Here is a 17,881-nt window from a genome sequence, read left to right on the forward strand (position 1 = left end):
AATTTATTGCAACTAAATGTTGATCTTTTATCTATCTCTGCGAAAATGTTCTTTTTACTTAATTAAAATTTAATGGACTATTATCAATTTAACCAACAATTTATCAGCGATACGCAACAATCTGCGATTAAAACTTTATTAGATACCGTCTCTTTTTTCGAAAGTGAGTGGTTACTTGGTTCTTCTAAAGGACGAGGTATCACGTGGTTTTTAAAAACAGAGCAGTTAATGGGTGTCAATAGTGTAAAACGTCATTATTATCGTGGTGGATTATTTGGGAAATTGATTAAGGATAGCTATTTTTTTACTAGTTTTGAGCAAACAAGAGCTGTACAAGAGTTTAATTTGCTACAAAAAATGTCTCAGGAGGGATTACCTATCCCTCGTCCTATTGCAGTAAAAATTACTAAAAAATGTTGTTTTTATTCAGCCGATATTTTAATTGAAAAAATCGAAAACGCTCAAGATCTTAGTCAATTTTTACAAAAAAATAGGTTATCTTCACAGCAATACATTGAGATTGGAAAACTGATTAAACAACTTCACCAACACCAAATTCACCATAGTGATTTGAATATCCATAATATTTTATTTGATGAAAACAATAATCAGTTTTGGCTCATTGATTTTGATAAATGCGGTATTCAGCAAGGGGATGATTGGAAGAGTAGTAACCTTGAAAGATTACTACGATCTTTTAATAAAGAAGTACAACGCTTGAATATTCGTTTTGATAAACAAGATTGGCAGAGTTTGTTGGTTGGGTATAAGAGTTAAAGCGTCCCTCCAACACCTTTAAATTTTTCCACAAAAGTGGCTATTTTCTGGAAAATAGCCTGTTTTTTTGTTAAATACTTAGGATTTAAAGGGCTCATTTTGGGTAGAATATCATTTAATTCAGTCCCATTTTCACTGGCATACTCACGTTTTAATGACGTTTTAATATAACGTTTTGTGGCTTCTTCATTTAGATTTTCAGCGTCAATTAGCTCGTTAGCTTCTCGTTGTTGTTCTTGTTGTGCAAATCGGAAGAATACTTCAATAATCATTGTTTTATCTATTATTTCATCTAAATTAGTGTGATTGATAAAATCAACGATTAAACTTTCTTTTGCACGATGCCCAAGACTTGAACGAATTATACGACGAATTTCTGATATTAGAGCAGGTTTATTTTGAGTTATTTTATGCTGTTCAAAAATCAGTTCTAAAATATAGTCTAAATTTATTTCTTGTGACTTCAATAAATCAACTTCAAAGGTAACATCATCCCAATCAATAGTAAGTTGCTCTTGTTTAGAATTTGATTTTTCTTGACGCAACCATTCTCTAATATCGTTATAAGTTGAACGATAATCTTGGATTTCACGCTCTGTTGGAATAAGTGTATTCTGCATTTCTATTAGCTTTTTACGAGATACGCCATATTTCCCTTGGCATTCTTCTACTAAATTTATATTGCTAGAATCAAGAGTTTGTGCTTTTTGTAATGCACTAAATTCATCATAATTTTGCAAAATATTTTCTACACGTAAGTATTCACTAAATAGTTTTACAAATTCTTTTTTGTCTGCTTCTGTTTTAATTTTTTCAGGAGCGGGAAAATGTTGTTTTAATTCTTCAATAATGGCTAAATAACCACGCTGGAATTTTCCTGTAAGATTATCTTCATAGCCTTGCATATACTCTTTATAGCTTTTTTCAAGAACAACATTTTTGGTGTTTTTATCACCAAATAGAGTAATGGCATCAATGGTAGCTTTCTCTAAATTACGGAAAGTAACAATATTTCCAAAAGATTTAGTTGCATTATAAATACGATTGGTACGTGAATAAGCTTGTATAAGTCCGTGAAAACGTAAATTTTTATCTACAAATAATGTATTTAAAGTGACCGCATCAAACCCCGTTAAAAACATCCCGACCACAATGAGTAAATCAATTTCTTGATTTTTTACTCGTAAGGAGAGATCTCGATAATAATTTTGAAAAGATTTGCTCTCTACACTGAAATTAGTTTGAAATTTATGATTATAATCATCAATTGCCATTGTTAAAAATTCTTTACTACTTGTATTCATTGCCGTGACGTCAAAACTTTCATCTGCAATATTGCCCTTTGCATCTTGCTCTTCATTAGGTGTGAATGAAAAAATAGTCGCTACTTTTAGTGGCTTATGGGCAGTTTTTTGTAATCTTTTAAATGCGTCATAATACAGTTTTGCAGCCTCAACAGAACTTACTGCAAACATTGCATTAAACCCTTTTGATTGTGTGGTAAAGCGGTGGGTTTTTTGATGAAAATTACTTAATATATAATTTGTGATTTCATTGATCCGTTGAGGATGGAGGAGTGCTTGTTTATTTTCATAAGTTGTTAATTTTTGCTCATCTATTTCATTTTCAAGCAATTGGAACTGTGGGCGAACATTGTTATAATCTACTTTAAATTTTAAGACTTTTTCATCGCGAATAGCGTCAGTAATAGTATAAGAATGTAATTCGCATCCAAATACACTTGCAGTCGTTTCACTGCCAAGCGCATTCTGTGGGAAGATTGGAGTTCCAGTAAAACCAAATTGATAATATTTTCTAAATTTTTTCTTAATGTTTTTTTGTGCTTCACCAAATTGGCTACGGTGACATTCATCAAAAATAAAGACAACCTGCCTTTTATAAATATCTAAATTATCTTCACTTTTTATTAAATTATTGAGTTTTTGAATAGTGGTAGCGATAATTTTATTATCATCTTTTTTTATATTTCGTTTTAGCCCTGCCGTGCTTTCACTACCATTGACACTATCTGGTGAGAAATTTTGATACTCTCTCATTGTTTGATAGTCTAAATCTTTTCTATCAACCACAAAAAATACTTTATCAATAAATGTTAAATCTGTTGCTAATCGAGCTGCTTTAAAACTTGTTAATGTTTTGCCCGATCCTGTAGTGTGCCAAATGTAACCGCCACTTTCCGTATTACTCCAATTTTTGGCATTGTAAGAGCTTTCAATCTTCCATAAAATGCGTTCTGTTGCAGCAATTTGATAAGGTCGCATAATTAAAAGGGTGTTATTAGTATCGAAAACACTGTATTTTAATAACACCTTTAAAAGCGTATTTTTTTGAAAGAATGTCGCTGTAAAATCTTTTAAATCCTTAATAAGTTCGTTGTTTGATTTTGCCCAGTTCATTGTAAAATCGAAACTATTTTTATCTCGTTTTGTGGTATTGGCAAAATAGCGGGTATCTGTTCCGTTTGAAATGACAAAGATCTGCAAAAATTTAAAGAGAGAATATTCACTATTAAAACTTTCCTTGGTGTAGCGATGAATTTGATTAAAAGCTTCTTTAATTGCCATCCCACGTTTTTTCAGTTCAATTTGAATAAGTGGTAAGCCATTGATTAAAATAGTGACATCATAGCGATTAGTATGCTCACCTTTTTGTTCAAATTGATTGATAACTTGTAAGGTATTGCGTGTTATATTTTTCTTATCTAACAAATAAATATTTTGGATATGTCCATCATCAAAAACAAAATCATAAATATGGTTATGATGAATTTTGCAAGTTTTATCAATAATCGTATCGCTTGGTTTGTCTAAATATTCACTTAAAAAGCGTTGCCATTCATCATCACTAAAATTCATCTTATTTAAGTTTTGTAATTGTTTACGAAGATTAGCGAGCAGTTTATCGTTTGAATTTAAATCTTGGCGGTATTCGTATCCTTGATTAACAAGATCAGAAATCAATTCTTTTTCTAAATCACTTTCAGTTTGGTAGCTTCCAGATTGTTTAATAGGGCTATATTTATCTAAAATGATAAAGTTTTTTGATTCTGTGATGGGTTTTGTTGTAGTCATATTTTTACCTTTATACTCTTTTAATCATCATCTAATTTAGATTGATACATTTTATTTAATTTTTCTACTAATCCTTTTAAAACTTTTTTATCATTTTCTGATAATTCAACGGTTTCTTCACTAGAATGTTTAGAATGACTAGAAAAATTAATAATTCTTGCTTCATAAGGGTTTGGTAAACCATCATTATTCTGAGGTAACAGTTCTCCCCAAGTTTGATAACCTAAAAACGTGGATGTCTTTTCTAAAATATTCCTTAAGAAATTAAAATGATATTTTTTTAATTGATTATTTTCAATCGCTTTTTCAATTTCTTTTTTTAAATAAAGGTGATAAGAAAAAGGTGAGTCATTCTGTTGTTGTATCAGTTCGTATGTACCGTCTTCTCGTTTGTTTAATTGATATTTATATAATTCTTTCTTTTTATATTTGTTAGGCTTATCATCGCGATTGAGTTCATTGTGTAATATATTATAAAACAAAGGATTGTGTGTTGTAATAATAAATTTGATTTCTGATTTACTTGATTTAATGAGTTGTGCTAAATCTACAGCTAATTGAATTAGATGGTTTTCATCTAAAGAGCTAACGGGGTCATCAATAAAAATATATTCTAATTCATCGAACTGATTTGTTGAACGGTCTTCTGGTTCAGCCGTATTGAGTTCTGATATAACTAATTGAATCAGAGTATAAAAAATACTCCAGATGAAATTACTTTCTTCTCCTTTCGATATTTTAATATTTTCTTCTAATGAATCATCGCCACGAGTAAAGGAGAACGTAATTTTTGAAAAATTTTCATCAAAACGAGGTGTTAATTTATCGTTAGTATAATATTGAAAATTATCAATGACATTTTGATCTTGCCCTTGCTCTTTCAACACCCATTCAGTAAAAGTATTTAATTGGATATTTAGTATAGGTTCGGCATCATTATTTAAATCATTATTCCAATAAAATAAATCTTCAGTAAAGGCATTGTAGTAAAGAATTTTTGTACGAGCTAACTGAATTTGCTCCACATTTTCATCAGTATTATGTTTGGGAAAAATAAGTTGTTTAAATTCACGAGAAAGCCGTGTTTTTCCAGAACCATTAAAAGCATAGATTAGCTGTACTTTTTTCTCTTTGTTTTTTAAGTGTTGGGCAATATCTTGTAATGTACCTTGTAATTCTAATTCATCCATATTTATCCTTTGCTCTAAAATTTATTTTTTATTTCTAATTGAATCAAATAGTAATAGGCGGTTACATCCTAATCAGAATTTGCAAAAAACTATAATAATCTTACCGCTTACTTATCAAAGTTTAATAACAAATCCCTATAATATTCATACTGTTTTTGTCTAAGATCAATTTCTTTTGGCAACCCTTCGGTAATTGAGTTGGTTAAGCGGTCAAATTTATCTAAAATTTTGACAATCCGTTCTTGCTCATCAAGTGAGAGGAGGGGAATTCTATAATCAGAAATCATCTGTAAATTTAGTCCGCCTCGTCCACTATTTCCTAATGAAATTTGTCTTAAATTTTTATATTGAGTAGTTAAAAAATAGTAAACATAATCACTGTTTATATTTTTTTCATCAAATATTAGTGCTGCTAAAGATTGATTAGTAGTTAAATCTATTCTAGTTCTTGCAACTTTTCCTCTTGTTTTACCTTGCCCAGCTAACGCTATAACAAGAGAGTTTTTCGGAATTAGTTTTGCACTAGAATTTTCTAATCCTTTTTGCGTAATAAATTTTTCAGTTTTAAAAATTATTTTCAAATTTACTTCACCAGACGACATCCAAGGAATTGTTCCATTTTCCCAATATTCTAATTTTTTAGTATTTGGTGTTCCGCCAGATGTGATTTTTAAGGCAATATCTCCCAATCGAATCCATTCACATTGATTCCCCCCCCCTATCAATTCTCCAAGGTTCAATAGTCTATCTCTATAGTAGTTATACTGTTGATCGCGCAACGCAAGCTCTTTCGCAAGCTCATAGCATATGTTTGTCATTCTGTCAAGTGTTTCTGCTATTTCTTGTTGCACATCAAGTGGTGGGATTGGGATTTTTAAATTTGAAAAATTGCTAATCCATTGGCGTTTATGATCCGTATTTTTACCAATATTTGGTAAAGTATTTATCCAATGATAAATATATTTTAATAAATACTGCTCTTCATCAACTGACGAGATTATTTTCATTGCAGAAGATTTTACTTTAAAATCAAAATCTACCCATTTATTTGCTGTTGTGAAATCATCAAAAATAATAACAGGATTTTCTGTGGCCTGATAAAGTCCATCTGTTTCATCGGTATAGCCTAAAATAAATGTTTTTCCAGCGGTTAAAACTGGCGTTTTAAAACTATCATTATAATTTGTTGTTTTTACTAGATAGGGGGTGGGTTGTTGGTAGTTAGTTATCTCACCAAGTCTTTTCCACTCAACTTCTCGCCCTTGTAATAATTTTTCTATATAGTTATGTAACATTTTATTTTCTCATTTAATATTTGATAAATAGATCAAATAAAGCGTAGTTGATATAAAAATTTTCTCGTCCAATTTTTTCTTTTTTTAATAATCCAATTCGGCATAATTCATCAAGGTAACGCTTTGCTGTTTTATCACTGACACCAAGATGATTTTGAATAAAGGCTATTTTTGAATAAGGGTGCATAAATAATTGATTGAGCAAATCTTGGCTATAAATTTTCGGTAATTCACTGCGGAATTGATTTTTGAAATTTTGCATTAAAATTTTAATTTGTTTAACTAATTCAATGGTTGATTGAGCTGTTTCAATAATTGCATTAAGGATATATTGCACCCAATCTTCCCAGTTTTGAGAATCTCTAACTGCTTGTAAAAGAGTATAATAGTCTGATTTATTTTCAATAAGGTAGCGACTTAAATATAATATTGGAATATCTAATAAGTTTTCTTTTACAAGGTAAAGAATATTTAAAATTCGTCCTGTTCTGCCATTACCATCATAAAAAGGGTGAATACTTTCAAATTGATGGTGAATAATCGCCATTTTAGTTAAAGGATCAAGTTCAAAGCGATCTTCTGTATTGATAAATTCAATCAAATTTTCCATCAATAGGATAATATCATTTTTATGTTGTGGTGGCGTATAAACAGTTTTGCCTGTATAGGCGTTTTTTAATGCTGTTCCCGATATGGCTCGCAGACCTGCATTATTATGTTCTAACTGTTCTTGAACCATTAAAAGTGTATTCAGTCGAATAATCTGTTCTTGTTTAATGAGGTTAAATCCGCTATTTAACGCATAACTGTAGCGTTGTACTTCTTTAACTGCAGGATTGAATGTGGAAAATTCTGATAAATCTGCTTGGTAAAGTTCATCTTGCGTTGTAATAATATTTTCAATTTCACTACTGTGTTTAGCTTCTTGTAGAGAGAGTGTATTAATTAAAATAGTTTGATTAGGAATAGACTGTACAACACCTTTTAACTCTGCAAGAGAACGGTGTGCTATCGCAAGTTTTTTTAGTATTGCTTTTGTTTCAATTTTCTCAAAAATCTCATCAAAGGGTAATGGTTTTACTGGACAATCAGGGGTTAAATTCATATCTTTTCCTAAAATTATCTCTTTCTTCCTATATTCTTACAATAACGGAAGAAAATCAATGTTTTCTTCCGTTATTGTGTCTATATGAAGAAAGTATCATTTTTCTGCCTCTATTTCCGCGACAATCTTATCAATTTCATTACGCAAAGCGGTAATATTTTTCACTGTTTTTGCAATTTCTTTATTTAGCTCATCAATATTGATTACTTCTTTGGTATCTTTTGCTTCAATATAAGAGTTAACAGATAAATTGTAATCATTTTCCGCAATTTGATTATTTTCAACAGATTTTGTTAGATGCTCAACATCTTTTTTCTCACTAAATAATGTTAAAATTTGTTCAATATGTTCATTGGTTAAGACATTATTATTTGTTTCTTTTTTAAAAATTTCAGTGGCATTGATAAATTGGGTTTTAGTGTTCGTTTTATGTTTAGAAAGTACTAAAATATTTACCGCTATACTTGTGCCATAAAATAAATTAGGTGCAAGTGCGATCACGGTTTCAACAAAGTTATTATCCACTAAATATTGGCGAATTTTTTTCTCTGCACCACTTCGATAAAAAATACCTGGGAAAGTCACAATAGCAGCTCTTCCTTTGGCAGATAAATAATTTAAGCAGTGCATAACAAAAGCAAAATCCGCTTTTGATTTTGGTGCAAGCACACCAGCAGGAGAAAAGCGATCATCATTGATTAACGTTGGATCGTCATTACCAATCCAATTGACAGAATAAGGCGGGTTAGAGACAATCGCATCAAAGGGTTTATCATCTTTAAATTGAGGTTTTAAAAGCGTATCGCCCAGTACAATATCAAACTTATCATAGTTAATATTGTGTAAAAACATATTCATTCGTGCCAAGTTATAGGTCGTATGGTTAATTTCTTGACCAAAAAATCCCTCTTCAATAATATGATTATCAAATTGTTTTTTTGCTTGTAATAAAAGTGAACCACTACCGCAAGCAGGATCATAAATTTTATTCACATTTTTCTGACCTAATAGTGCAATTTTAGCAATCAATTTTGATACACTTTGTGGAGTAAAAAATTCGCCTCCTGATTTTCCAGCATTAGCGGCATAATTTGAGATTAAAAATTCATAGGCATCACCAAAGAGATCGATTTGATTATCTTGAAAATCCCCAAAATCAAGATCAGCCACTCCTTTTAATACTGAAACTAATCGTTTGTTTTTATCCTCAACAGTATTGCCAAGGCGGTTAGATGTTGTATCAAAATCTGCAAATAATCCTTTGATATCGCGTTCTGAGTCAAATCCAGTCGCACTACTTTCAATACTTGAAAAAATTTGAGCAAGATGCGTATTTAAATTATCGTTCTTGTGTGCATTTTCTACAATATTTTCAAATAGTTGGCTAGGATAAATAAAATAACCTTTGGTTTTAATGGCATCAATTTTTATTTCATTAGTGATAATATCATCAGATAAATTTGCATAATGAATACTTTCATCACCGGCTTCAATAAAATAGGTAAAATTTTCACTGATAAATCGATAAAATAATGCACCTAAGACATATTGTTTGAAATCCCATCCATCAACTGCACCACGCACTTCATTTGCAATTTGCCAAATTCTACGCTGTAATGTCGCTCTTTGTTGAATGCCTACTGTCATAAAAACTCCTCAAATAAATATGGGTGAGATTATACTGTAATTATAAGAAAAAACGAGAGCTATCTACGAAACTATATAGATAGAAAATCTAGGTAAGGAGGAGGTGTTAAATTTTAACCATCTGATGATTTTTAAATTTAGTATATAAGGTTTTTAATGTCATTTGATTTGGCAAGATTAATTCAGGATCTAACTCATAAAGTGGTACAATCACAAATTCACGGTTTTGCATATCATAATGAGGAATGATTAAGCGGTCACTTGTGATCACTTTTTTACCAAAAAGCAAAATATCTAAATCAAGGGTACGCTCACCCCAGCGACGTAAACGGACTCGTCCTTGTTGATTTTCGATATTTTGTAAATAATCCAATAATTCCAATGGTTGCAACTCTGTATCAAAACTTGCAACCGCATTGATATAATCAGGTTGATCTTGTGGTCCAAGGGGTTTACTTGTGTAGAAAGAACTTACCTGAAAATTTGCAAATTTTTGTAAAGATCGTACCGCTTGTTTAAGTTGAACAAGCGGATTATTGAGGTTTGAACCCAAAGCGATGTACACTTTTTCCATTATTCTATGCTTGTTTTAGGTTTACGATTTTTGTAATAACGTTTACGGCGAGGTTTACGTTTTTTCTTCTCATCATCACTATGATGAGGGTGAACATTTTTGATTTGTTCTGAACGCTGTACTTCATTACTTAGTTGAAATTCGTGCCACCACGCACTCAGCTCAACTAAATCCCCTTTTTCAATTTCAGCTCGCATTACTAACAAATCAAATCCTGCTCTAAACTTAATATGTGCAAGGGTTTGATAAGGACGTTTACCCACACGTTTAGTCATTTTAAATTGTAGATGCCAAATATCTCGAATGACTGCTGTATGACGACGATGTAAGCCAATGGTTTTACAGGTTTCTGCTAAAATCTCATTGGCGGCGAGCATCATTGCATCGTGAGTATTCAGTCCTCCCTCATTTTTGAGTTCGTCCATTTTTTCACGCATCTGATACCAAAGTAGAGCAGCATATAAAAATGCAGGATTGATACGTAAATTATCACGAATTCGCTCATCAGTTGATGTAAGTGCTTTGGTTATCATTCGTTCTGCATTCGAGTCACTATCTTTAGTGAAAGAACTAGAAATAGTAGGGAATAATACTTCAAATAAATGATATTGCTGTAGTAATTCATAGGTTTTTACGCCATAACCTGCTTGCAATAGTTTTAATGATTCATCAAATAGACGTGCAGCTGGAATATGTTGTAATAAATGAGCCAATTGACGGATAGGCTGCTCTGTGGGTTTATCTAAAAACATATCCAGTTTTGCCATAAAGCGAATGGCTCTAAGCATTCGAACTGGATCTTCTTGATAGCGAGTGGTTGGATCGCCAATTAAACGTAATTTCCCCTCTTTGAGATCTTGAATGCCGTTAAAAAAATCAAAAATTAAATTATGCTTAACATCAAAATAAAGAGCATTAACACTAAAGTCTCGACGTTTTGCATCTTCTTCTAATGAACCATAAACGTTATCTCGCAATAACATTCCTTGATCATTTGTTTTAGAAATTTGATTATTTAAGTTTTGATCATGCCCCGCTCTAAAGGTTGCGACTTCATAAACTTCTCGTCCATAAACAATATGTGCAAGTCGAAAACGGCGACCAATTAAACGGCATTGTCGTCCAAAAATACGTTTAATTTCTTCAGGGCGGGCGTTGGTTGCAATATCAAAATCTTTTGGGGGTTTTCCCAATAAAATATCGCGAATACATCCGCCAACTAAATAAACTTCAAAATTATTTTGAGAGAGTTTATTTACGATAGAAAGTGCATTTTTTGAAATGTTGTGTCTAGAAATGCCATAATTTGGGGCATTAACCGTAATATTTTTATGTAAAATATGTGAAGGCATATCACTTTTCTGATGTGTTTCTTTTTTATTTGGTTTTTGTGTATTTGATGTTTTTGGCGCACAAGAATCCATCTCTTTTATTTTTTTATTTGAAATAAAAGAGTTGTTGTGAGATTTTTTTTTCTTAAAAAGAAAAGATTTAATATAATTAAAAATAATTCACCTCGTTACTACTAGTCTAGCGTCCCATATGTTTTTCACGAATTTCTGCTAATGTTTTACAATCAATACATAACTCAGCCGTTGGACGAGCTTCTAAGCGGCGTAAACCGATTTCTACACCACAGGCTTCACAAAAACCATAATCATCTTCTTTAAGTCTTTGTAATGTAAGTTCAATCTTTTTTAATAAACGGCGTTCACGATCACGATTTCGTAATTCAAGGTTAAACTCTTCTTCTTGAGTGGCACGATCTGATGGATCAGCAAAATGAGTCACTTCATCTTGCATTTGTGTTTTGGTTCGTTGGGCTTCATCCATAATTTGAGTATGCCAAGCGGTTAAAATTTTATGAAAATGTGCAATTTGTGATTCACTCATATATTCTTCATTTTTTTTAGGTTTATATGGTGAAACGCCAGCGATTGCGAGTAAACTTAACGAAGATGCTGATGGTTTTTTTACCATAATTTAACTCCTTTTGAATGATTAGTTATTATATAACAATAAGTTATATGTTTTTTTTAAATTTATAATATTAAGATTATTTTTAAGGTCGTTACAAATATCAGAAAAACATATATTTAGCAAATGTTTTTTTAAATTAATCGAAAAAAATTGGAAAACAAAAATGATCTATTTGTGTTACAATCAGCCCTTATAATGTAAATTTAATCATTGAGAGTGATGAGAATAATTTGCCGAATACTTTATAGCTTGTAAATAATATTATCTTAAGGATAAATATGATTAAAAATAAAAAACTTATATTATTAATATTAGTCGGCATTATGGTTTTCCCCTTATCTGTGATAGCGAATGTCACTCAAGTATTACCAAATTTAAGCTTAACAGAACAGCAAATACATACAGAAAATAGATTAGCAAAATTTCAGCGATTAATGAAAAATCCTCAACTTTTATCTGATGTGGGGGCTTATATTCGCAAAAAAATGAAGAATAATAGATTACAATCTTTAAATCAATTAAAGAAAGTATATATTCTTGCTAATTTAGAACCTCTTTGGACAGATCAAAAAACAGAACAAATGTTTTTGAGAGATTATATAGTATTTGCTACAAGTGGTGTTTCGAATAGTGCTTTAGTAACATTAAAACAAATTATAGAAAGCCCTAAAGGAAGTATGCAAAGGGATATTTTATTAACAGACGCACTTCTAGATTATGTTTATTACAGTAAAAATGTAAAAAATAATATCAGTTCATGGCTATATCAATCTAGCACGTATCAAAGACAAGAGCTTAGTGATCAATTATTATTACAATGGGTTGACTTGGCTAAAAGTAACTATGGAGCATTATTTATTTCTAAATATATTCCAAGTGATAATAAACTATATACAGAAATTATTAATAAAATAGTCACGGAAGCAGAAGGCAACCAATCGATAGATAATATGACCATTGTTAAGTTAGCACTAAATGCACAACGTTTACGGCTTATTCCAAACTTTAATAATGGCGTGTATGTGAATATTCCTGCATATCAACTGGACTACTATAAAAATGGCGCATTGGCATTACATTCTGTTGTGGTCGTTGGTCGTAAAAAACGCCAAACACCTATCTTATTTAGTCAATTAAGTGATGTGGTAGTTAATCCTCCTTGGACTATTCCTCCAACAATTTTAGAAGAAGATGTTATACCTAAATTTGCTAAAGATCCAAATTATGGCAGTAAAAAAGGATTTGAAATTATCAGTTATTCAGGGGAAAAAGTAGAGCCAAGCTCTATCGACTGGGAAAACTACAAGGGTGAAAATGTGAAGAAATTTCCTTATATGGTTCGTCAAAAACCAGGAAAACAAGCGGCTTTAGGTCGTTATAAATTTAATATGCCAAGTGCTGATGCGATATTTTTACACGATACACCTCATAAAAATGTGTTTTCAAGAAAAAAACGAGCATTAAGTTCAGGCTGTGTTCGAGTACAGAAAGCAGCAGAATTGAGTGAAATTTTATTATCTGAAGCTGGTTGGAATATTTCCAAGCAAAAAGAAGTATATCGAAGTGAGAAAACGACTTTTGTTAAAATTAGATCGGAAAATCCTGTCTATCTTTATTATGTTACCGCTTGGGTTGAGAATGGTAGTGTGCGAAGTGTACCAGATGTTTATCATTTAGATCCTAAATTTAGATTAAATGGCATTGATTTGTATTCTATAAATACTTTACTAAAATAGTTATCAACTACTTAAAAGTTCCAATTTTTTGGAACTTTATCTATTTTTAAGATACTAACATAGAGTTTTTTATAATTTTTTTAATAAATATGAAGGGAGGAATTGTGGAACAAGTTGATAATAATCGTCGTCGCTGGCTTTCGTTAGGAGGGATTGTCTTAGGTAGTACCTTACTTTCCTCTACAGTGCAGGCCCACTTATCAGGTTCAAAACCACGTTCTTTGCGTTTTCATAATATCAATACAAATGAATATCTTGTTTCAAAATTTCATAATGGTAAGCATTTTGTTAAGAAAGAATTACAGAAACTGAATTATATTCTTCGTGACCGTAGAACAGGTAAGATCACTAATATGGATCCCAAGTTATTTTTGAAAATCGATCAAATTCAGAAAAAGCTCGCACTAAAAAATGCAGAAGTTAAGATTATTTGTGGGTATCGTACTGCTAGAACAAATGCAAAAATGCATCGTCGTAGTCGAGGTGTGGCTAAACAGAGTTATCATATCAAAGGACAAGCCATTGATTTAAGAGTAACAGGTGTACCGCTGTCTCGTTTGTATCAAGCAGCCTTAAGTTTGCATAATGGTGGCGTGGGTTATTATCCTCGTAGTAATTTTGTTCATATAGATACTGGTCCTGTACGCACTTGGCGTGGTAGATAAGCGGTGACATTTTATGTTTAATTTGCAAATTATTCCTGTTGGAGCATTTCAACAAAATTGTTCTGTCATTTGGGATAACCAGAGGAATGCCGCTATTATTGACCCAGGTGATGATGGTGAGCGTTTAATTCAATATATTGAACAAAATCAATTAAATTTAACCAAAATTTTAATTACTCACGCCCATCTTGATCATATTATGGCAGCAGATCAACTTCGTCGGTATTTTGGTGTGGAAATTTATGGTTCACAACAAGCAGATCAACCTCTTTTTGAACAATTAGGTCAAATTACTGAAGAATATGGCTTTCCAAGAGTTGAGGGCTTTTTACCAGATCATTGGCTGAATGAAGGTGATGTTGTTGAGTTTGGAGAATTTAAATTTGATATTCGCCATTTACCTGGACACGCACCTGGACATATTGGTTTTTTTGATTTTCAAAATAAAATTACTTTTAGTGGTGATGTGTTATTTAAAAATAGCATTGGTCGAACAGATTTATATATGGGAAACCTTGAGCAATTACTTCATTCCATTAGAACAAAAATGCTTGATTTAGATGATGATTTTATTGTTATTGCAGGTCATGGTGCTCATACGACTATCGGTAAAGAAAAACAAACTAACCCTTTTCTAAAAAAATAAGGTACAATTCACCTTTCAACTCTCACGAATATAGTAGAAATAGAATGCATAATACAGAAAATTTAATTGAGGTCAAAAACCTGACTTTTAGTAGGGGCGACCGTCTGATTTATGATAATCTCAATCTTTGTGTAAAAGCAGGAAAAATAACGGCTATTATGGGACCATCAGGTATTGGTAAAACAACATTACTTCGTTTGATTGGTGGACAGCTTCAACCTGAATCAGGTGAAATTTTATTTGATGGTGAAGATATTTGTAAAGCGAATAATAAAACGCTTTATGAAATGCGTCAGCGAATGGGGATGTTATTTCAATCAGGGGCATTGTTTACTGATCTTTCTACTTTTGATAACGTAGCTTACCCTATCAGAGAGCATACTCAACTTTCTGAAGAATTAATAAGAAAAATGGTATTAATGAAACTTGAGGCTGTTGGATTAAGAGGTGCGGCATATTTAATGCCATCTGAATTATCTGGCGGAATGGCTCGTCGAGCAGCGTTAGCACGAGCAATTGCACTCGATCCTGAATTAATAATGTATGATGAACCTTTTGCAGGACAAGATCCTATCAGTATGGGCGTGATTGTAGAATTAATTAAAAAGCTTAATGAAGCATTGAAATTAACTTCTGTTGTTGTTTCACACGATGTAAATGAAGTGTTAAGTATTGCGGATTATGCTTATATTGTGGCAGATAAAAAAGTCATTGCTGAAGGCTCTCCAAAAGTGCTAATAGAAAGTGAAGATCCTAGAGTAATACAATTTCTTGCGGGTAATGCAGATGGACCAGTACATTTTCACTATCCAACGAATAAAACTTATACAGAGGAGCTATTTCAGTGATTAATTTTATTTCATTATTGGGTTCTTCCGTTGTACGATTTTTTCGTGAATTTGGGCGTGCTAATTTTATGCTCTGGGGAGCATTAGTTGGAAAACCGCAGTTTAGAAAAAATACGCCTTTAGTCATTAAACAGTTATATGTTTTAGGTGTACAATCTTTGCTCATTATAATGCTTTCTGGTTTATTTATTGGAATGGTATTAGGCTTGCAGGGGTATGTCGTTTTAGTCGATTTTTCTGCAGAAACCAGTTTAGGACAATTAGTTTCCTTATCATTATTAAGAGAGTTAGGACCTGTAGTTACGGCATTACTTTTTGCTGGTCGAGCAGGATCGGCATTAACGGCAGAAATAGGTTTAATGAAAGCAACAGAGCAACTTTCTAGTTTGGAAATGATGGCGATTGATCCACTAAGACGAGTGATTGCTCCTCGCTTTTGGGCGGGTATTATTTCAATGCCAATTTTAGCTATTATTTTTACAGCCATTGGTATTTGGGGTGGTTCTCTCGTTGGTGTTGATTGGAAAGGGGTTGATTCTGGTAGTTTCTGGTCTGTGATGCAAAGTAGTGTAACTCTAACAGATTTACTCGATGGTTCAATTAAAAGTATTTTTTTCGCTTTTGCAGTAGTTTGGATTGCTTTATTTAATGGTTATAATTCACTACCTACTTCAGAAGGAATTAGTCAGGCAACAACAAAAACAGTAGTAAATGCATCATTAGTTGTATTAGGGTTAGATTTTATCTTAACTGCAATAATGTTTGGTGGTTAGATTTAAAAGGAAAATAAAATGAGACAATCGTTAAAATATGAATTTTGGGTAGGGTTATTTGTACTTATTGGATTAGGTGCATTGGTGTTTTTAGGATTACGTGTTGCAAATGTACAAGGTTTTTCTTCTGAAAAAACCTATACTCTTTATGCAACTTTTGATAATATCGGCGGACTAAAAGTGCGAGCACCTGTAAAAGTAGGTGGGGTTGTTGTTGGACGAGTATCAGAAATTAATTTAGATACCGAAAATTATACGCCAAAAGTGACTTTAGCGATTAATGAAAGATTTAATAATATCCCAGATACTAGTTCGTTGTCTATAAAAACCGCAGGTTTACTAGGTGAACAGTATATTGCTCTTGGTATTGGCTTTGTTCTTGACGGAGAAACCACAACATTAAAAGAAGGAGATACATTCTTTGACACTAATTCAGCAATGGTGCTAGAAGATTTAATCGGACAATTTTTATATGGTGATAAAAAATCAGATAGTTCAAAAAATGAACCAGATTTAGACGCACAATAAAACAATTATTTGTTATAACTACTCGGAGATTGACAAAACTATGATAAAAATAATGAAAAAACTAATTTTTACGACAGTTATCACTTTATCAACACTTTTCTCTGCTCAAACGTTTGCAAATACAAACCCTTACGTATTAATGCAGCAAACGGCAGATAAATTATTTAGTGATATAAAAGCAAATCAAAATAAAATTAATAAGGATCCAAATTATTTACGCACTATTGTTCGTAATGATTTAATGCCTTATGTTCACGTGAAATATGCGGGACTAAAAGTATTAGGAAAATATCTAAAAAGTGCAAATTTACAGCAACGTGACAAATTTTTTGATGTCTTTGGGCAATTTATTGAGCAATCTTATGCTCAAGTATTGACACAATACACTAATCAGAAAATTGAGATTGAAACAGAAAAACCGCTTGATAATAAATTGATTGTAGGTATTCGAGTGAATATTTTAGCAAACGATGATAGAAAACCAATTGAATTAAATTTTAAATGGCGTAAGAACAGTAGAACAGGTGAATGGCAAGCTTATGATATGGTTGCTGAAGGTATTAGTATGATTACAACTAAGCATAATGAGTGGAGTGGAATATTGCGCCAAAAAGGGATTGATGTTTTAATCGCTGATTTAGAAAAATCTACTCAGAAACCTATTACCTTAAGCAAATAATTGATGCTATGAAATCACAAAAAATATTGCAATGGAATATTCAAGTAAATAATGATGGTTTAGTGGTTGTTTTATCTGGTAATTTAACAAGAAACACGTTGTTCTCTTTATGGGAACAACGTGCTTCTTTTTTGCAACCAGAATTAAAACAGTGTATTTATTGGGATCTTGAATATCTTAAAGAGATAGATTCTGCAGGGTTCACTCTTTTGATGGAATTGCTGCATTTTTATGCAAAAAACAATAAGAATTATATTATAAATGTACCAAATAGTATTACTAATCTTGCACAACTTTTTGATTTGCAAGAATGGTTAGAGCAGTTTACAACCTAATTTTAAGCTAG

The 17,881-nt window shown here is 31.8% G+C and carries 17 protein-coding genes; 9 read left to right on the top strand and 8 right to left on the bottom strand.

The features are described from left to right. The first annotated feature begins 72 nt into the window (after window positions 1–72). Window positions 73–777: a 3-deoxy-D-manno-octulosonic acid kinase gene (locus KGI96_RS00170; protein WP_211598031.1), complete on the top strand. Its 705-nt coding sequence runs from the start codon at window positions 73–75 to the stop codon at window positions 775–777. On the opposite strand, the gene KGI96_RS00175 is transcribed toward KGI96_RS00170, so the two are convergent. From KGI96_RS00175 to dksA, 8 genes are all read right to left on the bottom strand, one after another. Beyond that, window positions 774–3,869 (bottom strand): type I restriction endonuclease subunit R, encoded by a 3,096-nt coding sequence (locus tag KGI96_RS00175; protein ID WP_211598032.1) that lies wholly within the window; start codon window positions 3,867–3,869, stop codon window positions 774–776. The two genes, KGI96_RS00170 and KGI96_RS00175, sit on opposite strands and share 4 nt — an antisense overlap. 20 nt (window positions 3,870–3,889) lie before the next feature. After that, complete coding sequence (locus tag KGI96_RS00180; RefSeq protein ID WP_211598034.1) at window positions 3,890–5,059, bottom strand: AAA family ATPase; 1,170 nt, start codon at window positions 5,057–5,059, stop codon at window positions 3,890–3,892. Between the two features lie 107 nt (window positions 5,060–5,166). Then, window positions 5,167–6,354 (bottom strand): restriction endonuclease subunit S, encoded by a 1,188-nt coding sequence (locus KGI96_RS00185; protein ID WP_213156491.1) that lies wholly within the window; start codon window positions 6,352–6,354, stop codon window positions 5,167–5,169. Between the two features lie 13 nt (window positions 6,355–6,367). After that, window positions 6,368–7,459, bottom strand: a complete 1,092-nt coding sequence (locus KGI96_RS00190) for a Fic family protein (protein WP_090921660.1) — start codon at window positions 7,457–7,459, stop codon at window positions 6,368–6,370. Between the two features lie 96 nt (window positions 7,460–7,555). Next, window positions 7,556–9,106 (bottom strand): type I restriction-modification system subunit M, encoded by a 1,551-nt coding sequence (locus KGI96_RS00195; protein ID WP_213156492.1) that lies wholly within the window; start codon window positions 9,104–9,106, stop codon window positions 7,556–7,558. Between the two features lie 106 nt (window positions 9,107–9,212). After that, window positions 9,213–9,680 carry a 2-amino-4-hydroxy-6-hydroxymethyldihydropteridine diphosphokinase gene (gene folK / locus KGI96_RS00200; RefSeq protein ID WP_211598042.1) on the bottom strand — a complete coding sequence of 156 codons (468 nt, stop codon included), beginning with the start codon at window positions 9,678–9,680 and terminating at the stop codon, window positions 9,213–9,215. Continuing rightward, the gene (pcnB, locus tag KGI96_RS00205; RefSeq protein WP_211598045.1) at window positions 9,680–11,104 is read right to left on the bottom strand and encodes a polynucleotide adenylyltransferase PcnB; all 1,425 of its coding nucleotides are present in this window, start codon (window positions 11,102–11,104) and stop codon (window positions 9,680–9,682) included. The genes folK and pcnB overlap by 1 nt, the downstream gene beginning before the upstream one ends. Before the next feature lie 106 nt (window positions 11,105–11,210). Beyond that, the gene (gene dksA / locus KGI96_RS00210) at window positions 11,211–11,660 is read right to left on the bottom strand and encodes an RNA polymerase-binding protein DksA (RefSeq protein ID WP_211598047.1); all 450 of its coding nucleotides are present in this window, start codon (window positions 11,658–11,660) and stop codon (window positions 11,211–11,213) included. 278 nt (window positions 11,661–11,938) lie between these two features. On the opposite strand from dksA, the gene KGI96_RS00215 reads away from it, so the two are divergent. From KGI96_RS00215 to KGI96_RS00250, 8 genes are all read left to right on the top strand, one after another. Then, complete coding sequence (locus KGI96_RS00215) at window positions 11,939–13,396, top strand: L,D-transpeptidase family protein (protein WP_211598049.1); 1,458 nt, start codon at window positions 11,939–11,941, stop codon at window positions 13,394–13,396. 104 nt (window positions 13,397–13,500) lie between these two features. Beyond that, on the top strand, window positions 13,501–14,061 hold the full coding sequence (mepK, locus tag KGI96_RS00220) for a peptidoglycan L,D-endopeptidase MepK (RefSeq protein ID WP_211598050.1): 561 nt from the start codon (window positions 13,501–13,503) through the stop codon (window positions 14,059–14,061). A gap of 13 nt (window positions 14,062–14,074) precedes the next feature. Beyond that, window positions 14,075–14,707, top strand: a complete 633-nt coding sequence (locus tag KGI96_RS00225; protein WP_211598051.1) for an MBL fold metallo-hydrolase — start codon at window positions 14,075–14,077, stop codon at window positions 14,705–14,707. 44 nt (window positions 14,708–14,751) lie between these two features. Then, window positions 14,752–15,555, top strand: coding sequence for a phospholipid ABC transporter ATP-binding protein MlaF (gene mlaF, locus KGI96_RS00230; RefSeq protein ID WP_211598052.1), 804 nt, complete (start codon window positions 14,752–14,754; stop codon window positions 15,553–15,555). After that, window positions 15,552–16,328, top strand: a complete 777-nt coding sequence (mlaE, locus tag KGI96_RS00235) for a lipid asymmetry maintenance ABC transporter permease subunit MlaE (protein ID WP_211598053.1) — start codon at window positions 15,552–15,554, stop codon at window positions 16,326–16,328. The genes mlaF and mlaE overlap by 4 nt, the downstream gene beginning before the upstream one ends. Before the next feature lie 18 nt (window positions 16,329–16,346). Beyond that, window positions 16,347–16,856 (top strand): outer membrane lipid asymmetry maintenance protein MlaD, encoded by a 510-nt coding sequence (gene mlaD / locus KGI96_RS00240; protein WP_211598054.1) that lies wholly within the window; start codon window positions 16,347–16,349, stop codon window positions 16,854–16,856. 40 nt (window positions 16,857–16,896) lie between these two features. After that, window positions 16,897–17,535 (top strand): phospholipid-binding protein MlaC, encoded by a 639-nt coding sequence (gene mlaC, locus KGI96_RS00245; protein ID WP_211598056.1) that lies wholly within the window; start codon window positions 16,897–16,899, stop codon window positions 17,533–17,535. A gap of 8 nt (window positions 17,536–17,543) precedes the next feature. Then, window positions 17,544–17,870 (top strand): STAS domain-containing protein, encoded by a 327-nt coding sequence (locus tag KGI96_RS00250; protein WP_211598058.1) that lies wholly within the window; start codon window positions 17,544–17,546, stop codon window positions 17,868–17,870. Window positions 17,871–17,881 lie beyond the last annotated feature (11 nt).

Origin of the sequence: Phocoenobacter atlanticus subsp. cyclopteri (genome assembly GCF_018343795.1) — a bacterium.
In the GTDB taxonomy this organism is placed as follows: Bacteria; Pseudomonadota; Gammaproteobacteria; order Enterobacterales; family Pasteurellaceae; genus Phocoenobacter; species Phocoenobacter atlanticus.

What these genes read in the sequence shown, in the direction of transcription:
- KGI96_RS00170 (WP_211598031.1), top strand. Translation starts at nt 73, where the DNA reads ATGGACTATTATCAATTTAACCAACAATTTATCAGCGATACGCAACAA.
- KGI96_RS00175 (WP_211598032.1), bottom strand. Translation starts at nt 3,869, where the DNA reads ATGACTACAACAAAACCCATCACAGAATCAAAAAACTTTATCATTTTA.
- KGI96_RS00180 (WP_211598034.1), bottom strand. Translation starts at nt 5,059, where the DNA reads ATGGATGAATTAGAATTACAAGGTACATTACAAGATATTGCCCAACAC.
- KGI96_RS00185 (WP_213156491.1), bottom strand. Translation starts at nt 6,354, where the DNA reads ATGTTACATAACTATATAGAAAAATTATTACAAGGGCGAGAAGTTGAG.
- KGI96_RS00190 (WP_090921660.1), bottom strand. Translation starts at nt 7,459, where the DNA reads ATGAATTTAACCCCTGATTGTCCAGTAAAACCATTACCCTTTGATGAG.
- KGI96_RS00195 (WP_213156492.1), bottom strand. Translation starts at nt 9,106, where the DNA reads ATGACAGTAGGCATTCAACAAAGAGCGACATTACAGCGTAGAATTTGG.
- folK (WP_211598042.1), bottom strand. Translation starts at nt 9,680, where the DNA reads ATGGAAAAAGTGTACATCGCTTTGGGTTCAAACCTCAATAATCCGCTT.
- pcnB (WP_211598045.1), bottom strand. Translation starts at nt 11,104, where the DNA reads ATGGATTCTTGTGCGCCAAAAACATCAAATACACAAAAACCAAATAAA.
- dksA (WP_211598047.1), bottom strand. Translation starts at nt 11,660, where the DNA reads ATGGTAAAAAAACCATCAGCATCTTCGTTAAGTTTACTCGCAATCGCT.
- KGI96_RS00215 (WP_211598049.1), top strand. Translation starts at nt 11,939, where the DNA reads ATGATTAAAAATAAAAAACTTATATTATTAATATTAGTCGGCATTATG.
- KGI96_RS00225 (WP_211598051.1), top strand. Translation starts at nt 14,075, where the DNA reads ATGTTTAATTTGCAAATTATTCCTGTTGGAGCATTTCAACAAAATTGT.
- mlaF (WP_211598052.1), top strand. Translation starts at nt 14,752, where the DNA reads ATGCATAATACAGAAAATTTAATTGAGGTCAAAAACCTGACTTTTAGT.
- mlaD (WP_211598054.1), top strand. Translation starts at nt 16,347, where the DNA reads ATGAGACAATCGTTAAAATATGAATTTTGGGTAGGGTTATTTGTACTT.
- mlaC (WP_211598056.1), top strand. Translation starts at nt 16,897, where the DNA reads ATGATAAAAATAATGAAAAAACTAATTTTTACGACAGTTATCACTTTA.
- KGI96_RS00250 (WP_211598058.1), top strand. Translation starts at nt 17,544, where the DNA reads ATGAAATCACAAAAAATATTGCAATGGAATATTCAAGTAAATAATGAT.